13 protein-coding genes and 1 pseudogene are annotated in these 14181 nt (G+C 61.7%); 7 read left to right on the top strand and 7 right to left on the bottom strand.

Annotation, left to right across the window (positions count from 1 at the left end; all coding sequences use genetic code 11):
* Positions 1-7: 7 nt before the first annotated feature.
* On the bottom strand, positions 8-529 hold the full coding sequence (locus tag JAB6_RS05510) for a MerR family transcriptional regulator (protein WP_254671482.1): 522 nt from the start codon (positions 527-529) through the stop codon (positions 8-10).
* Positions 530-616: 87 nt separating this feature from the next.
* Here JAB6_RS05510 and JAB6_RS05505 point away from each other — a divergent pair, with 87 nt between their 5' ends.
* On the top strand, positions 617-1846 hold the full coding sequence (locus JAB6_RS05505; protein WP_070301677.1) for an NADH:flavin oxidoreductase/NADH oxidase family protein: 1230 nt from the start codon (positions 617-619) through the stop codon (positions 1844-1846).
* Positions 1847-1889: 43 nt separating this feature from the next.
* The gene (locus tag JAB6_RS05500; protein WP_070301938.1) at positions 1890-2882 is read left to right on the top strand and encodes an acetoacetate decarboxylase (ADC); all 993 of its coding nucleotides are present in this window, start codon (positions 1890-1892) and stop codon (positions 2880-2882) included.
* A 39-nt stretch (positions 2883-2921) separates the two neighbouring features.
* Here the strand turns inward: JAB6_RS05500 and JAB6_RS05495 are convergent, their stop codons facing one another.
* From JAB6_RS05495 to nhaA, 5 genes are all read right to left on the bottom strand, one after another.
* A complete protein-coding gene (locus JAB6_RS05495; protein ID WP_070301676.1) occupies positions 2922-3413 on the bottom strand; it encodes an arsinothricin resistance N-acetyltransferase ArsN1 family B in 492 nt (163 codons plus the stop codon).
* 103 nt (positions 3414-3516) lie between these two features.
* Complete coding sequence (locus JAB6_RS05490; RefSeq protein WP_070301675.1) at positions 3517-4170, bottom strand: NADPH-dependent FMN reductase; 654 nt, start codon at positions 4168-4170, stop codon at positions 3517-3519.
* A 77-nt stretch (positions 4171-4247) separates the two neighbouring features.
* Positions 4248-4979: an arsenical resistance protein ArsH gene (gene arsH / locus JAB6_RS05485; protein ID WP_070301674.1), complete on the bottom strand. Its 732-nt coding sequence runs from the start codon at positions 4977-4979 to the stop codon at positions 4248-4250.
* A gap of 58 nt (positions 4980-5037) precedes the next feature.
* On the bottom strand, positions 5038-5538 hold the full coding sequence (locus tag JAB6_RS05480) for an arsenate reductase ArsC (protein ID WP_070301936.1): 501 nt from the start codon (positions 5536-5538) through the stop codon (positions 5038-5040).
* A 184-nt stretch (positions 5539-5722) separates the two neighbouring features.
* On the bottom strand, positions 5723-6988 hold the full coding sequence (nhaA, locus tag JAB6_RS05475) for a Na+/H+ antiporter NhaA (protein ID WP_070301673.1): 1266 nt from the start codon (positions 6986-6988) through the stop codon (positions 5723-5725).
* A 512-nt stretch (positions 6989-7500) separates the two neighbouring features.
* On the opposite strand from nhaA, the gene JAB6_RS05470 reads away from it, so the two are divergent.
* The 3 genes from JAB6_RS05470 to JAB6_RS05460 all read left to right on the top strand — a co-directional run bounded on the left by JAB6_RS05470 (position 7501) and on the right by JAB6_RS05460 (position 11430).
* A complete protein-coding gene (locus JAB6_RS05470; protein WP_070301672.1) occupies positions 7501-8538 on the top strand; it encodes a zinc-dependent alcohol dehydrogenase in 1038 nt (345 codons plus the stop codon).
* A gap of 92 nt (positions 8539-8630) precedes the next feature.
* Positions 8631-9344 carry a hypothetical protein gene (locus tag JAB6_RS05465; RefSeq protein WP_070301671.1) on the top strand — a complete coding sequence of 238 codons (714 nt, stop codon included), beginning with the start codon at positions 8631-8633 and terminating at the stop codon, positions 9342-9344.
* A gap of 142 nt (positions 9345-9486) precedes the next feature.
* Complete coding sequence (locus JAB6_RS05460; protein ID WP_139143289.1) at positions 9487-11430, top strand: cytochrome c/FTR1 family iron permease; 1944 nt, start codon at positions 9487-9489, stop codon at positions 11428-11430.
* Between the two features lie 40 nt (positions 11431-11470).
* Here the strand turns inward: JAB6_RS05460 and JAB6_RS05455 are convergent, their stop codons facing one another.
* Complete coding sequence (locus JAB6_RS05455; protein ID WP_070301669.1) at positions 11471-12847, bottom strand: amidohydrolase family protein; 1377 nt, start codon at positions 12845-12847, stop codon at positions 11471-11473.
* Positions 12848-12995: 148 nt separating this feature from the next.
* Between JAB6_RS05455 and JAB6_RS05450 the strand changes: the two genes are divergently transcribed.
* Positions 12996-13880, top strand: coding sequence for a LysR family transcriptional regulator (locus tag JAB6_RS05450; protein WP_070301668.1), 885 nt, complete (start codon positions 12996-12998; stop codon positions 13878-13880).
* A 43-nt stretch (positions 13881-13923) separates the two neighbouring features.
* Positions 13924-14160: pseudogene (locus JAB6_RS05445) on the top strand (TetR/AcrR family transcriptional regulator); the annotation flags it as partial.
* Positions 14161-14181: the final 21 nt, after the last annotated feature.

Genomic DNA, 14181 nt, shown 5'->3' with positions numbered 1-14181 from the left:
CCTTGGTTTAATTTTTACTGCCTATGCCCATGCTTTCCATGACCCTGGCTGCATTGTCCTTGCAGTCCACATCGTCCGGTTTTGCATCGATCAGTTGAATCAGGGATAAAAGATGGGCCTTGTTCTGCGCCAGTCGCACTTCCAGCGATTCGATATCGGCAATCTTCTTTTTCAGTGCGGCCATCAGCTCATCATGTTTCCATGATGAGCTATCCTCGGGCAAGACTTGCTTGATTTCGTCCAGGGAAAAGCCCGCCTGCTGCGCGTCGCTGATAATGGACAGTACCGCCACCGCTTCCAGAGGATAGTCGCGGTAGCCATTCGATTGCCGGCTCACGGCTTTCAACAAGCCCCTGGATTCGTAGAACCGAATCGTGGAGGCCGCCAAGCCGCTGCGCTTGGCCAATTCACCAATTTTCATCACTTCCCCGCTGATTTTTTTGTGCTTGCCTATCCGTGTCATCACGACGCCATGCTCAACTATAAGCTTGAAGCCAGCTTCAATGTCAAGCGGTGGATGATGGCGCAAGGGAGTTTGCAATTTTTTCGATTCAGGGCTTGACCTTCAAGTTAGCTTAAAGCTTATCGTGAGGCTATCGCAACCTTGGAGATCAGCATGAAACCCTTTACCGCACTGACATTACCGAATGGGACAGTCGTTCCAAACCGTCTTGCCAAAGCCGCCATGGAAGAGAACATGGCCGACAAGGACCACGCGCCTTCGGACGAGCTGATACGCCTGTACCAGTCGTGGGCGGACGGTGGCGTAGGTCTGATGATCACCGGAAACGTGATGATCGACCGCCGCGCCATGACGGGACCCGGCGGCGTGGTGCTTGAGTCTGAGGAATTTGGCGCCCGCTTCGAGCAATGGTCGCGCACGGCCCGTTCACGCGGCGCGCATATCTGGATGCAGATCAACCATCCGGGGCGCCAGATGCCTGCTGCCCTGGGACAGGAAACCGTGGCACCGTCAGTCGTGCCCATGGACCTGGGCAACTTTTCAAAGCAATTTTCGGCGCCGCGTGCAATGACGGAGGCCGACATTGCCGACGTGAAGCAGCGCTTTGTCAACAGCGCCCGGCTGGCGGAGCGCTTTGGCTTTACGGGCGTGCAAATCCATGCCGCGCACGGCTACCTGATCAGCCAGTTCCTCTCCCCTCTGACCAACCAGCGCACCGACCGCTGGGGCGGTTCCCTCGAAAACCGGGCGCGGCTGTTGGTCGACGTCGTCAGCGAGGTGCGGCAAGCCGTCGGCAAAGGCTTTGCCGTTGCCGTGAAGCTCAATTCGGCCGATTTCCAGAAAGGCGGATTCAGTTCGGATGACGCCAAGCAGGTCGTTTCCATGCTCAATACCCTGGGTGTCGACCTGATTGAATTGTCCGGCGGCAGTTATGAAGCCCCTGCCATGCACGGCCAGACCCGCGACGGCCGTACCTTGGCCCGCGAAGCCTATTTCCTCGAGTTCGCCAAGGATATCGCCACGGTGGCCAGCATGCCCATCATGGTAACGGGCGGCATACGCCGCTACCAGGTGGTGCAACAAGTGCTGGACAGCGGCATTGCCATGGCGGGCATGGGAACGGCCTTGGCGCTCGACCCGCAACTGCCTGAAGCATGGCGTTCCGATCAATCGGCAAGCCCCTTGCTCCGGGCCATCACCTGGAAAAACAAGGTGCTGTCGTCCATTGCCTATATGGCGATGGTCAAGTATCAGCTGCGGCGCCTGAGCCAGGGCAAGCATACCCGGCCCAACGTGGCGCCTGCGCTGGCGCTATTGATACAGCAATGGGACACCGCCATCCGGAACCGGCAGTATCGCCGCCGGATGCATAGCGGCTTTTAATGGAATTTTTCCCAATCCAACATGGAAGGTGCAAGCAATGAACATGAACATCGCCGCGGCGGTATCCGCATTGGTATTGAGTATTGCCGCAAGCCCGTCCCGGGCGGAACACGCTGTCGAAAACAGGCAGCTCATTATTGATATCGCGGGCCATGCCGTCCCGGTGGCCGCTGGCGGCCTGTATGACCGCTTTCGCTCGAATCCCCCTTTATCCGTCATCGCAGCGGAAGCGCCGGAGCTTGACCTGAGCTGGTTCAAGGAGATGCAAAAAGAAAAGGTGTCCATCGGCTTTGACTCGTATTCGCCGAACTTCTATTACAGGAACCGCAAGATCACGGCCGTATTTACGGCCGACCTCACGCGCCTGAAGGAGCTGATGCCGGCAGACATACTGAAGCAAGTCCAGCCGCTGCAAGTGTGGCCAGGCCGGGGCGCGGTGGCATTGACGGCCTATGCGTATGAGTACTGCGACAACGACAGCTACAATGAAGTGTCCCTGGCGATTGTGACCAACAAGCCGGGCAGCGCCAGCTTTGGCCCGTTCACCTTGCTGGGTCAATCGCTGTCCAAGGATTTCTGGGGCTATGTGCTCAAGCTTCCCGTCAACACGGAACTGGCCAGGGTGCGTGGCGTGGTTGGCTACAATCTGCCCAAGTGGCTGACCGGTATCGAGGTGAAGGAAACGGACGCAAACGTTTCCTTTGAAGTCATGGATAGCGCAACAGGCAAGCTCGATTTTGTTTTTGCAGGCAAAAAACTGGGCGACCTGTCGCACACGGCCGATGTGGTGAGCAACAGCTTCACCAACAAGGATGGCGCCGGGAAACTCACGTATGGCTATGCCGTTTCCCGCCAGCTCAGCCATGCGTCGAGCACGAGTGCGGATGCGGTCGACCTGAAGCTGGGCGACGGCAGCTTTTCCACCTATATCAAATCATTAAAGCTGGGAAAGATGATGAAATATGAATACGTGCCGGAATTTCAAAGCGCGCTGTATGCCCCGAAATCACTAAGAGACCTCGGTGCCGGAAAGTAAATTTTTTGAAAAGCCGCCAAGTGAGCAGCAACGGGGCGCTTACTCGTCCTGCAGCTGCAACTCCCAATACCCCACGTCGATCCACCGGTCGAATTTACGGCCGACCCGCTTGAACATGGCCACTTGCTCGAATCCCAGGCGCTCATGCAAGGCGACGCTGGCGTTGTTGGGCTGCGCGATGCCGCCGATGACCACCTGCAGCTGCCGCTGACGCAAGTCATCGATGAGCACGCTGTACAGTTGCCGGCCGACGCCTTGCCCCACGCATGCGTGCGCAACGTACACCGTCGATTCGACGGAAAAACGATAGGCGCTGCGGGCGCGCCAGGGCGTGGCGTAGGCATAGCCGAGAATCCCGCCGTCGCGCTCGAAAACATACCACGGCAACTGCGCGCCGACAGAGGCGATACGCTGGGCCATCTCGTCGCTGCCAACCACCTGCTCTTCGAACGTGATGGTGGAGCTGCTGACGTAATGGTTGTAGATCGTGGCGATCGCGGCGGCATCGGCGGTAGTGGCAAGTCGAATCATCAGTGGGGTCCAAATAGACGTGAAGTGGCAGGAAGGAACTCGGCCGTAAACTGTGCACGGCGCTGCAAAGTGTCATTCTGGCAATAATTCGCCATATGCGACCTCACGGCGCATTGCGTTGAGAAGGATCGCGCAGGAAAGCCGGCGAAGGTCCTGTTCCTCCCGAGCGGGCACGCTCCCGCCTAGCGGCCTCGGCCCACCAGGTCAGCTGGGAAAAGGTGCGCTCGATATAGGAAACCCAACGCGTGCTATCGACTTCAGGCGCAAAGCTGCCATCGGCAGCAAAAACAGTATGTGCGGCCGGAATATGGATCATGGCCGACACTGGCAAACAGCCCAGCTCGGACAGAAAAGCGCGCATGCCCACTGCTGCGCGCACGCCACCCCACTGCCCTGCCGAATAAGTCACGATGGCACTGGGCTTGAAAGCAAACAGGGAACTTCCAAAATGGTTCAGTAGATGCGCCAGCGCCGGGCTCATTGAATGATTGTATTCGGGGCTGACCATCACATACCCGTCGGCGCCGGCAATCTCACTGGCCAGGTGCTCCAACGGCAAGGGTGCGCGTCCTTTCGCATAGGAAAAGTGCGGTTTGAACACATCGCCCAGGTCGTAATCGAATGGATCGATGAGTACCACGTCGTGGCCATCTTGACCGCACTGCGCCGCGCAGGCTTTGGCGACACGCTCGCCCAGACGCGCCGGCTGCGGCGGCGTGCTGGTGCGTATTGAGCCAAGAAACACCAAGATTTTCATGCTGTCCTTTCAAACCAGGAACTCGACTGAGTCATCGTAAAGTCGCGGCCCGGCGTGCGGGCCGCGATGAAAACAGCTTACTTGACTGGTGTTTCGTGATCCATGGCCGCCGTGGCGAGGGCGCGCACGTCAACCGGCATGGATTCTTTGCGCTCGCTGTAGCGGCTGGTCAGGTAATCGGAGCGGTCGCGCACCACCAGGGTGAATTTATACAGTTCTTCCATGACGTCGACCAGGCGGTCGTAGTATGGCGACGGCTTCATGCGGTCGTTGTCATCGAACTCCTGATATGCCTTGGCAACGGATGACTGGTTCGGTATCGTCACCATGCGCATCCAGCGGCCCAGCACGCGCAAGCCGTTGACGGCGTTGAACGATTGCGAGCCGCCCGACACTTGCATCACCGCCAGGGTCCGCCCCTGCGTTGGGCGCACGCTACCCATTTCCAGCGGCAGCCAGTCGATCAGTGACTTGAACACACCCGTCACGGCGCCATGGCGTTCCGGGCTGCACCAGACCTGGCCTTCCGACCACAGCGACAGTTCGCGCAGCTCCTGCACCTTGGGATGATCGGGGCTGACGCTGTCGACCATGGGCAAGCCATGCGGGTCGAACACCCGCGTCTCGGCGCCGAAATGCTGGAGCAGCCGCTCCGCCTCCAGGGTCAGCAAACGGCTGAACGAGCGTTCACGTAGCGAGCCATACAGCAAGAGGATGCGCGGTGGATGCGTGGACACCGTCGGCGGCGCAAGTTTATCGAGGGTCGGCGTGTCGAGGTGGGCGGCGCTGATGTTGGGCAGGTTATTCATGGTGCATCTTTTACTGTCATGAGTGATCGAAAAATACTGAAAAGTAAGGCATTGCCCGCTAGACGGCGCTTTTCCCGATGGCCTTGATCTCTTGCTGGATCGCATTTTTTTCCAGCATGTGCAGCGGCAGGCTGACGAAGACGTTCATCCGCGTCATGATCTGGCGGAATACCTTGTGAAATACCGCGCGCTTTTCTTCATCGGTGCCGGTGGCCGCCGCCGGGTCTTCAAATCCCCAGTGCGCCGAAAGCGGATGGCCTGGCCAATATGGACAGACCTCGCCGGCGGCGTTATCGCACACGGTAATGACGAAATCCATGTGCGGTGCGTCCGCAGTACCGAATTCATCCCAGCTCTTGCTGCGCAGTTTGTCGAGCGGATAGCCGGTCGCTTCAATTTGTTCGATGGCGAACGGGTTGACGCAGCCACCCGGGTGGCTGCTGGCCGAAAAGCCGCGGAAGCGGCCTTTTCCCATGGTGGAGACGAGCGCCTCCGCCATGACGCTGCGGGCTGAGTTGCCAGTACAGAGAAACAACACGTTGTACACTTTTTCGGTCATGACGATTCCTTCATTCCTGGTTTCCATATGCACTCCTTCATTTCATAATTCTATAATAGTCGAATTATGGAATTAATGTAAGCCTGTTTTTGTACATATACGGTGCCTGGCAAGACTGTTATTGGCGGCCGTGCGCTGACACAGCACCCGTCGAGGCAAGTGCAGGCCTCGACGGAATACCGCATTACATTGTCACAACATCGCCATCGCGACGAATTTCGTCTGCCTGCACACCTTCATGCTCAAGCTGGTCTTTTGCCTTCGGGGCAAAACGCAGAATCAGGCAAGCAACGATGGCCGACAGGAGAGAGCCAAGCAGGATGCCGATCTTGGCTTCCTCGACATACGCTGGATGGCCAGGAAATGCCAGCCCACTGATGAACAGGCTCATCGTAAAACCGATACCACAAAGCATCGAGACCGCATAAATTTGCAGCCAGGTGCTGCCGCGTGGCTTGCCAGCAAGTCCACTCCTGACAGCCAGCATGACACCAGCGAACACGCCCAGTTGCTTGCCGAGGAAAAGACCTGCGGCAATGCCAAGCGGGAGCGGCGCCCACATGGCTGATGGCGAGAGTCCGGCGAACGAGACGCCAGCATTGACGAAACCGAATACCGGGACGATCAGGAAACCGACCCATGGATGCAAGGCGTGTTCGAGCCGGTGCAGGGGCGAATCAGGCGCATCAGGCGTGCCTGGGGATGGAATGTAGGGGATCAGGAAGGCACCCACTACGCCGGCGATCGTTGCGTGCACGCCGGAGAGCAGCGTGACATACCATAGCAGCGCCAGGCCGATCAGATACGGCCACAGTTTCATCACGCGAAGCTTGTTCAAGGCAAATAACACCACGACGATGGCGGCTGCGGCGGCAAGTGCGCCGGCATTGATGGAGGCGGTATAGAAAACGGCGATGATGGCGACAGCGCCCATGTCATCGATAATGGCCACTGAAACAAGCAGCAATTTCAAGGACAAGGGGGCATGGCGTCCCAGCAGCGCCAGCACTCCCATGGCGAACGCGATGTCAGTCGCGGCAGGTATCGCCCAGCCATTCATCAGCAAGGGCTGCTTCGCAGTGAGTAAAACGTAGATCGCGGCCGGAAATGCCATCCCCAGCAGTGCGGGCAATGCCGGCAGGCGTCGCTGCTCCCACGTCGAGAGCCGGCCATCGACCAGTTCCCGTTTGATCTCGAGCCCGACCAGGAGAAAAAAGACCGCCATCAGCCCGTCGTTGACCCAGAGGTGGGTTGTCATCGGGCCCAGTTTGTCGCTAAGCACGGGACCTGTTTGCCAATGCAGAAAATGCTGGTAGGCGCTGGCCAGCGGACTGTTGGCGATAATCAGGGCGGCAACGGCCGCTGCCATCAGCAGGATGCCGCCCGCCGCGTCACTGGCGAGAAAGCGCTGTAGAACGGAATGGTGTTTCGGTGATGCAGTGGTACTCATGCCGTATGCTCCTTGGACGAATGGATGTCCACGACGAACCAGGCCGTCCGGGCGCAAGCACGCTCGGCGAGGTCAATGACGGACGAAGTGCAAGCGTAAGCACAAGCACAAGCACGCCGGGCAGGCGTAGACGAGGAGTGGGAAAGGAAAAAGACAGCGCCCGCGGAAAGCGGTGCTTCAATCAGTTGACGCCAATAGAGATGGAACGCTGCGCGCATCATAAAACCTCACGGAAAACGAAAATGTCGTTCTCCGTATTCGGGGTAGCCCCGGGCGCACGCAGCACACGCCGAGTTGTCATTATACCTCAGGCCCGGCTTTCCTTCAACGCGGCAGCGCCGCGCAGCGGACTGAATCGTCGTCCAGGGTGGCTGGCTTCCCGCTCAGTATGTTGATGTAGATCAATCAATTTTTGTATCGTGTGCAGCAGAATATGATCATTCGCAAGCTTCTGTTCAGCAAACCATGGCTTGCGCCCTGCTCTACGCCCTACCCACTTCATAAGGAATACCATGACACCCCCTACCATGAAAGCCGCCGTTGTCGAGCAACTGGGCCAGCCGCTGGTGCTGCGCGAGGTGCCCGTGCCGGTGCCCGGTCCCGGCCAGATCCTCGTCAAGACGGAAGCGTGCGGCGTTTGCCACACGGATTTGCATGCGGCGCGCGGCGACTGGCCCGTCAAGCCGTCGCCGCCGTTCATCCCCGGCCACGAAGGCATCGGCCTGGTGGTGGCCGTGGGCACGGGCGTGACCGAGGTGCAGCTGGGCGACCGGGTCGGCGTGCCCTGGCTCTATTCGGCTTGCGGCCATTGCGAACATTGCCTGGCAGCCTGGGAAACCGTGTGCGCCGAAGCGCAGTTCGGCGGCTACACGAAGAATGGCGGCTTCGCCGAGTACATCCTGGCCGACCCGCGCTATGTCGCGCATATCCCGGCGGGTCTGTCCGCCGTGCAGGCGGCGCCCATCATCTGCGCCGGTGTGACCAGCTACAAGGGCATCAAGGAAACGGGCGCGCGGCCGGGCGAATGGCTGGCCGTGTCCGGCATCGGCGGACTGGGGCATCTGGCCATCGAATATGCGCTGGCCATGGGCTTGCGCGTGGCGGCCGTCGACATCGATGACGGCAAGCTGGAACACGCACGCGCCCTGGGCGCCGAAGTGACCATCAATGCGCGCCAGGGCGACCCGGTGGCGGCCTTGCGCGAAGCGACCGGGGGCGGCGCCCACGGCGTGCTGATCACGGCACCGTCGATCGACGCCTTCCAGCAAGGCGTGGCGATGACGCGCAAGCGCGGCACCTGCGTGCTTGTGGGCTTGCCGCCGGGCGACTTCCCGACGCCGCTGTTCGACGTCGTCGCCAATTGCGTGACGATACGCGGCTCTTTTGTGGGCACGCGCCAGGACATGGCCGAGGCGCTTGCCTTTGCCGCCACGGGCAAGGTCAAGGCCGACGTGGAATTGCAGCCGCTGTCGGCCATCAACGAGATCTTCAGCCGCCTGGAACACGGCAAGGTTGCCGCGCGCGTCGTGCTCGATTTCAGCGCGAAGTAAACGCGACGCCAGCATTCCGGTGTGTCGTGCGACGGCAATTTAATTGCCGTTGTTATGATGACTTATCATAAAAACACAACGAGGACACACCGATGAAGCAATCCCTCTCGCGCCTGCTGGCCTGCGCCGCCCTCGCCTTCTCCATTTCGGCCAGCTGGGCCAGCGCGGCCGAGCCAGCCGCGTCGTCACTGCCGGGCCACTATTATCTGCAAGGCGTCATGGAAACGGGCTCCGAACTGCTGCTGAAAAAGGACGGCACGTTCGAATGGATGCTCAGTTATGGCAATACCGACCAGCAAGCGAGCGGCGAGTGGCGTGCTTCGGGCGACGTGGTGACCCTGGTAGCGGGCAATGGCGGCAAGGAACCGCAGTTCCGCGTGTTCGAGGAATCGGAAATGCGCATCCAGAAAGCGGCCGAAGCGGGACTGTGGGTGGCCATCGTCGGCTTTCCACGGCTGGGGCCGATGGCCGGCGTGGAAGTGAAATTCGAAGCGCAAAGCGGCAAGACGGCCACGGCCGTGAGCGTGGCGAACGGCGACGCCATCGTCCGCATGCCGGCGTCGGAACGCTGGGTGCGGGCGGGCTTGCGCCGCCAAGGCTCGAAAGCCGACTATCAATGGCTGGCCGTGCCGGCGGAGCGCGCACAGGAGCGCATCGCCGCGTTCGCCGTCACCGATCCCCAATGGCTCAGGGGCCAGGCATTCCAGAAGCTGGCCCTGCGTGTCGTCGAGGGCGGCCTGCAAGTCGACGATGCGGACAATGGCCTGGCCAGGGGCCTGTACGCGAAGCCGGCATCTGGCCAGTAGCACGCGTTTTCCGCCGTCCCATTCTCTGCCGCCTCCCGGCGCCTGGTCCGCACTATCGTCCAGGACAAGGTCCGTGCGCCGTTGACACCCCGCACGGTCTGTCCTATAGTCGCCGGGTTAACGACAAATGAGAATGAGAATCATGTTCAGTTCTATGAAGAAATGGCTCGTGTGCTATCCGCTCGTGGCCGCCAGCCTGTTGCTGGCCGGTGGCGCGCAGGCGCAAACAACCGATCCCGGCGCCGGCGCCAAGCAGTTGTGGCAATTGATTGATTACGTTGCCGTCGATTACAGCGGCGCCGTCGAGCACGGCAAGGTGGTCAGCGAGGCCGAATACGCGGAAATGCTCGATTTCACGGACAACGCGACGACGCAGATCGCCGCCCTGCCCGCCCATGCCTCGCAAGCGGCCATTGCCGCCGCCATCGCCGACCTGCGCAAAGCCGTCGTCGCCAAGGCGGACGGCGTGGAAGTCAAGCGACTGGCGCACCATGCGAACGGCTTGCTGATCGCCGCCTACCCGATACCCGTGGCGCCGAAAGTGCTGCCCAACCTGGCGCGCGGCGCGGCCCTGTATGCGGCCCAGTGCGCTTCTTGCCACGGCGTGGCCGGCGGCGGCGACGGTCCGCTGGCGGCCAGCCTGGAGCCGAAACCGATCGCCTTCACGGACGGCGAACGGGCGCAGTCGCGCAGCCTGATGGCGCTGTACCAGGTCATTTCGCAAGGCGTGGCCGGCACGTCGATGGCCAGTTTCGGCCAGCTGTCCGAAAACGAGCGCTGGGACCTGGCTTTCTATATCGGCGGCATGTCGCACGATGCGGCAGCCAGCGCGCACGGTGAAAAGCTGTGGCAGGACGATCCACGGGCCAAGAAGCTGTACGCGGACCTGGCCGCCGTGACGACCCTGACGCAGGAAGCCGTTGCCGCCAAGCTGGGCGCGGACGAGGCCAAAGCGCTGACGGCGTATCTGCGCAGCCATGCCGACAAGGCCGAAGCGCACAAGCCGGCCGGCCTGGCCCTGTCGCGTCTGCGCCTGGCCGAAAGCCTGGCTGCCATGCACGCGGGCGACCGCGCGAACGCGACGCGCCTGGGCCTGTCGGCCTACCTCGATGGCTTCGAGCCGATCGAACCGATGGTCGGCGCGCGCAACAAATCCCTGCTGCTGGCCGTGGAAAACGCCATGCTGGCCTACCGTTCCGCCGTGGCCAAGGGCACGGTGACCGACGCCGAAGCGGCCGGCGAAAAACTGCAGCAATTGTTTACCCACGTGGAAGCGGAACTGGGCGACGCCAAGGCTGACCCGATGACGACCTTTATCGGCGCCCTGACGATCTTGCTGCGCGAAGGCGTGGAAGCGCTGCTGATCGTGATCGGCATCATCGCCTTCCTGCGCAAGGCCAAGCGCCACGACGTGCTGGCCTACGTGCATGCGGGCTGGGCCAGCGCCCTGGTGGCGGGCGGCCTGACGTGGGTGGCGGCGACGTACCTGGTGACCATCAGCGGCGCCAGCCGGGAAGTGAGCGAAGGTCTCGGTTCCGTATTCGCGGCCCTGGTCCTGCTCAGCGTGGGCTTGTGGATGCACCAGAAGAGCAGCGCCGGGCGCTGGCAGGAATACCTGCACGAGAAACTCACGGCCGCGATGAGCCGGCGCTCCGCCTGGGGCCTGTTCGCCCTGGCCTTCATCGCCGTCTACCGCGAAGTCTTTGAAACCGTGCTGTTCTATTCCGCCCTGGCGGCGGACGGCAATGGCGGCGCCCTGCTGGGCGGCTTCCTCGTGGCCATCGTGCTGCTGGTCGTGATCGCCTGGGCCTTGCTGCGCACGAGTGCCCGCATGCCGATCGGCAAGTTCTTCTCGTGGACGTCCGCTTTCGTGGCCGTGCTGGCCGTGATCCTGATGGGCAAAGGCGTGGCCGCGCTGCAGGAAGCGGGCTGGGTCGGCGTCACCCCCGTCGATTTCGTGCGCATCGACTTGCTGGGCATCCTGCCGACCATGGAAACCCTGCTGGCGCAGGCAGCCATCGTGGCCATCATCGTCGCCGGCTATGGCTGGAACCGCGTTTCGGCAGGCAAGCGCAAACTGGCCTGATCCTGAAATGCCGGCGTAGGCAGAGCCCATATGGCGCTGCCTACGCCTGGTGGATCGGTGCGAACGACTGGGCAAACAGATCGGGCTGATAATCGGCGGCACTGAACAGGTGTCCACACGATTCGTCGATCGCGGCGCGCAGTTTTGCCTGATCCACGCCCAGCACGACGCCACCGCGTTTGCGCACGCGCCCGCCAATGATCACGGTATCGATATTGCTGCGCTCAGCCGCGTGCACGACGGTACCGATGGCGTTATTGACAGGATATACATTGAGGTCGCCGGTGCGTATCAGCACCAGGTCGGCCTGCTTGCCTGGCCTCAAACTCCCGATGCGCTGTTCCAGCCCTGCCACCGCGGCGCCGTCGATCGTGGCGGCCTCGAGCAAGCGGAAGGCATCGGTGGGCGCCGCCGCATGGCGATGTCCCTGGCGATGCCCCATGGCCCGCTGCAGGTAGAACGCCACGCGCATTTCCATGAACATGTCGCCGCTATACGAAGTCTCGTTGTCGACACTGAGGCCGGGGCGTATGCCGTGCTGGTGCGCCGCCTGCCAGGCGTTCATGCCATCCTCGATACCGTAGTGGGCATCCGAACGCGGACATACATTGACGCGCACGCCCGCCTCGCGCAAGATGCGCCAGCCCGAATCCGGCAGGCAGGTGCAATGATTGAAGATATTGTCGCTGCCGAGCAGCCCCTGCCGGTGCAAGCTTTCCAGCTCGGCCGCCATGCCAGCGCCAAAAAACTCGGTCACGATGGGAATACCCAGTTTACGGGCGACGGCCCACTGCTCCGGTTCCAGCTGCGCCATCATGGCCAGCGTCACCAGGCTGTCGGGATTCGTAAAATACTTGGCCTGCAGGCGCGCCAGGTTGCCTGGCCAATGCGCCTTGTCCCAGTCACCCGACACAGGCGCCCCCGAGGCGTGCACGGCGCGGATGCCCGCGTCGAGCAGCGCTTCGACCGCCGCGTCGGCGTGCGCCGCCGTGCGGCTGTTGTGCGAGTTGTCGATCACGGTCGTGATGCCGGCATCGATGGCGCCCAGGGCCGTGAGCAGGTTGCCCACGTAGATGTCGCGCGGCCGGTAGTATTTGGCGAACGAGAAATGCGTGGCGTTGCAATAGTCCTCGAGCGTCGCCGCATTCGGGTTGATGCGGCGCAGCTGGCCTTCCCAGGCATGGCGGTGGGTGTCGACCATGCCGGGAATGGCGATCATCTGTGCGGCATCGATCACTTCGGCGCCGTCGGCTTGCAGATGCTGGCCGATGGCGGCGATGACGCCATCGGCCATCAGGATATCGCCCTTGGGCACATTGCCGACACTGCCATCCATGCTGATAATGGTGGCGCCTTTGATCAGCATCTTGCGGGGTGCCGGGGCCAGTGGCGCCAGTAGTTGGTCTTGTTCAGACATGCTTGATTCCTGCTATAGCTAATGGGTTGCACGCAGTCTAATGCGGGCAAGCAAGGGGAAAAAGTAGCGCCGTGTGTTTTCAGCATGCAGAAAATCCGAATAATGTTGGGTTATAGTGCCGTTTCCCCTACTGCTACGAAGACAAGACATGGACCGCGTACAAGCAATGCAGGTATTCCTTCGCGTGGTCGAGAGCAGGAGTTTCGTGCGCGCGGCGCAGACCCTGGCTTTGCCCTCATCGTCGGTGACCGCCATCATCAAGCGGCTGGAAAAACATTTGCAGACGCGCCTGCTGCACCGCTCCACCAGAAACCTCAGCCTGACACCGGAAGGCGAGCGCTACTTCCACCGCTGCCGCGAGATCCTCGAGCTGATCGCCGACACCGAAGCGAGCCTGCAAGGCGCTAGCGAGCGCCCGCAGGGACGCTTGCGCGTCGATATGCCTGGCGGCATTGCCCATGCCGTGATCCTGCCGCAGCTGGCGCAATTCCAGCAGCGCTACCCCGACATCTACCTGATGATCGGCGTCAATGACCGCCAGGTGGACTTGATACAGGAAGGCGTCGATTGCGTGATCCGCACTGGCAGCCTGGAAGACTCGACCCTGGTGGCGCGCCGCCTGGGCGAGCTGCGCTGGATCACTTGCGCGGCGCCGTCCTACCTGGCCGAACACGGTGTTCCCGCAACCCTCGAGGATTTGCCGGGACACCGGGCCGTCCACTACTTTTCCAGCACCATGCGGCGCGGCAGCGACCTGCATTTCATCGAAGACGGTACCAGCATCGCCATTCCCGTCCCCGGCACGGTCGCCGTCAACGAGACGGGGCTGTACATCGAGCTGGGCCTGGCCGGCCACGGCTTGATGCAGCTGGCCGAGATCCTCGTAAGCAGCCAGCTACAGGCCGGGGAACTGGTCGAGGTGCTGGCCGACAGGCGGCCGGCGCCCGTGCCCGTATCGCTGCTCTACCCGCATCAGCGCTTTCTCTCCCCGGCGATGCGGGCGTTCACCGACTGGACGGCCGGGCTATTCTGATCTGCCCTGAGCGCCTCGCGTGCACGCTGTTGAAAACTGCGATATGATGACCGTCATGCAGAACTCACCGAACAAACCGGCGGCGCAAAGCCGCAAGGAAGCCACCCACGAACGCATCGTCGAGGTGGCTACGCGCGCCATCCGCCGCAGCGGCTATGCGGGCACGGGCGTGGCCGACATCATGAAGGAAGCGGGCCTGACGCACGGCGGCTTTTACGCACACTTCGCCTCGCGCGACGCGCTGCTGGCCGAGGCGGGCGACCGTGCGGGCGCCGAAGCGTCTCTTATACACATCTGACGC

This window comes from Janthinobacterium sp. HH104, from assembly GCF_001758715.1.
Taxonomy (GTDB): Bacteria; Pseudomonadota; Gammaproteobacteria; order Burkholderiales; family Burkholderiaceae_D; genus Janthinobacterium; species Janthinobacterium aestuarii.
This window is presented reverse-complemented; position numbering and strand designations above follow the sequence as displayed.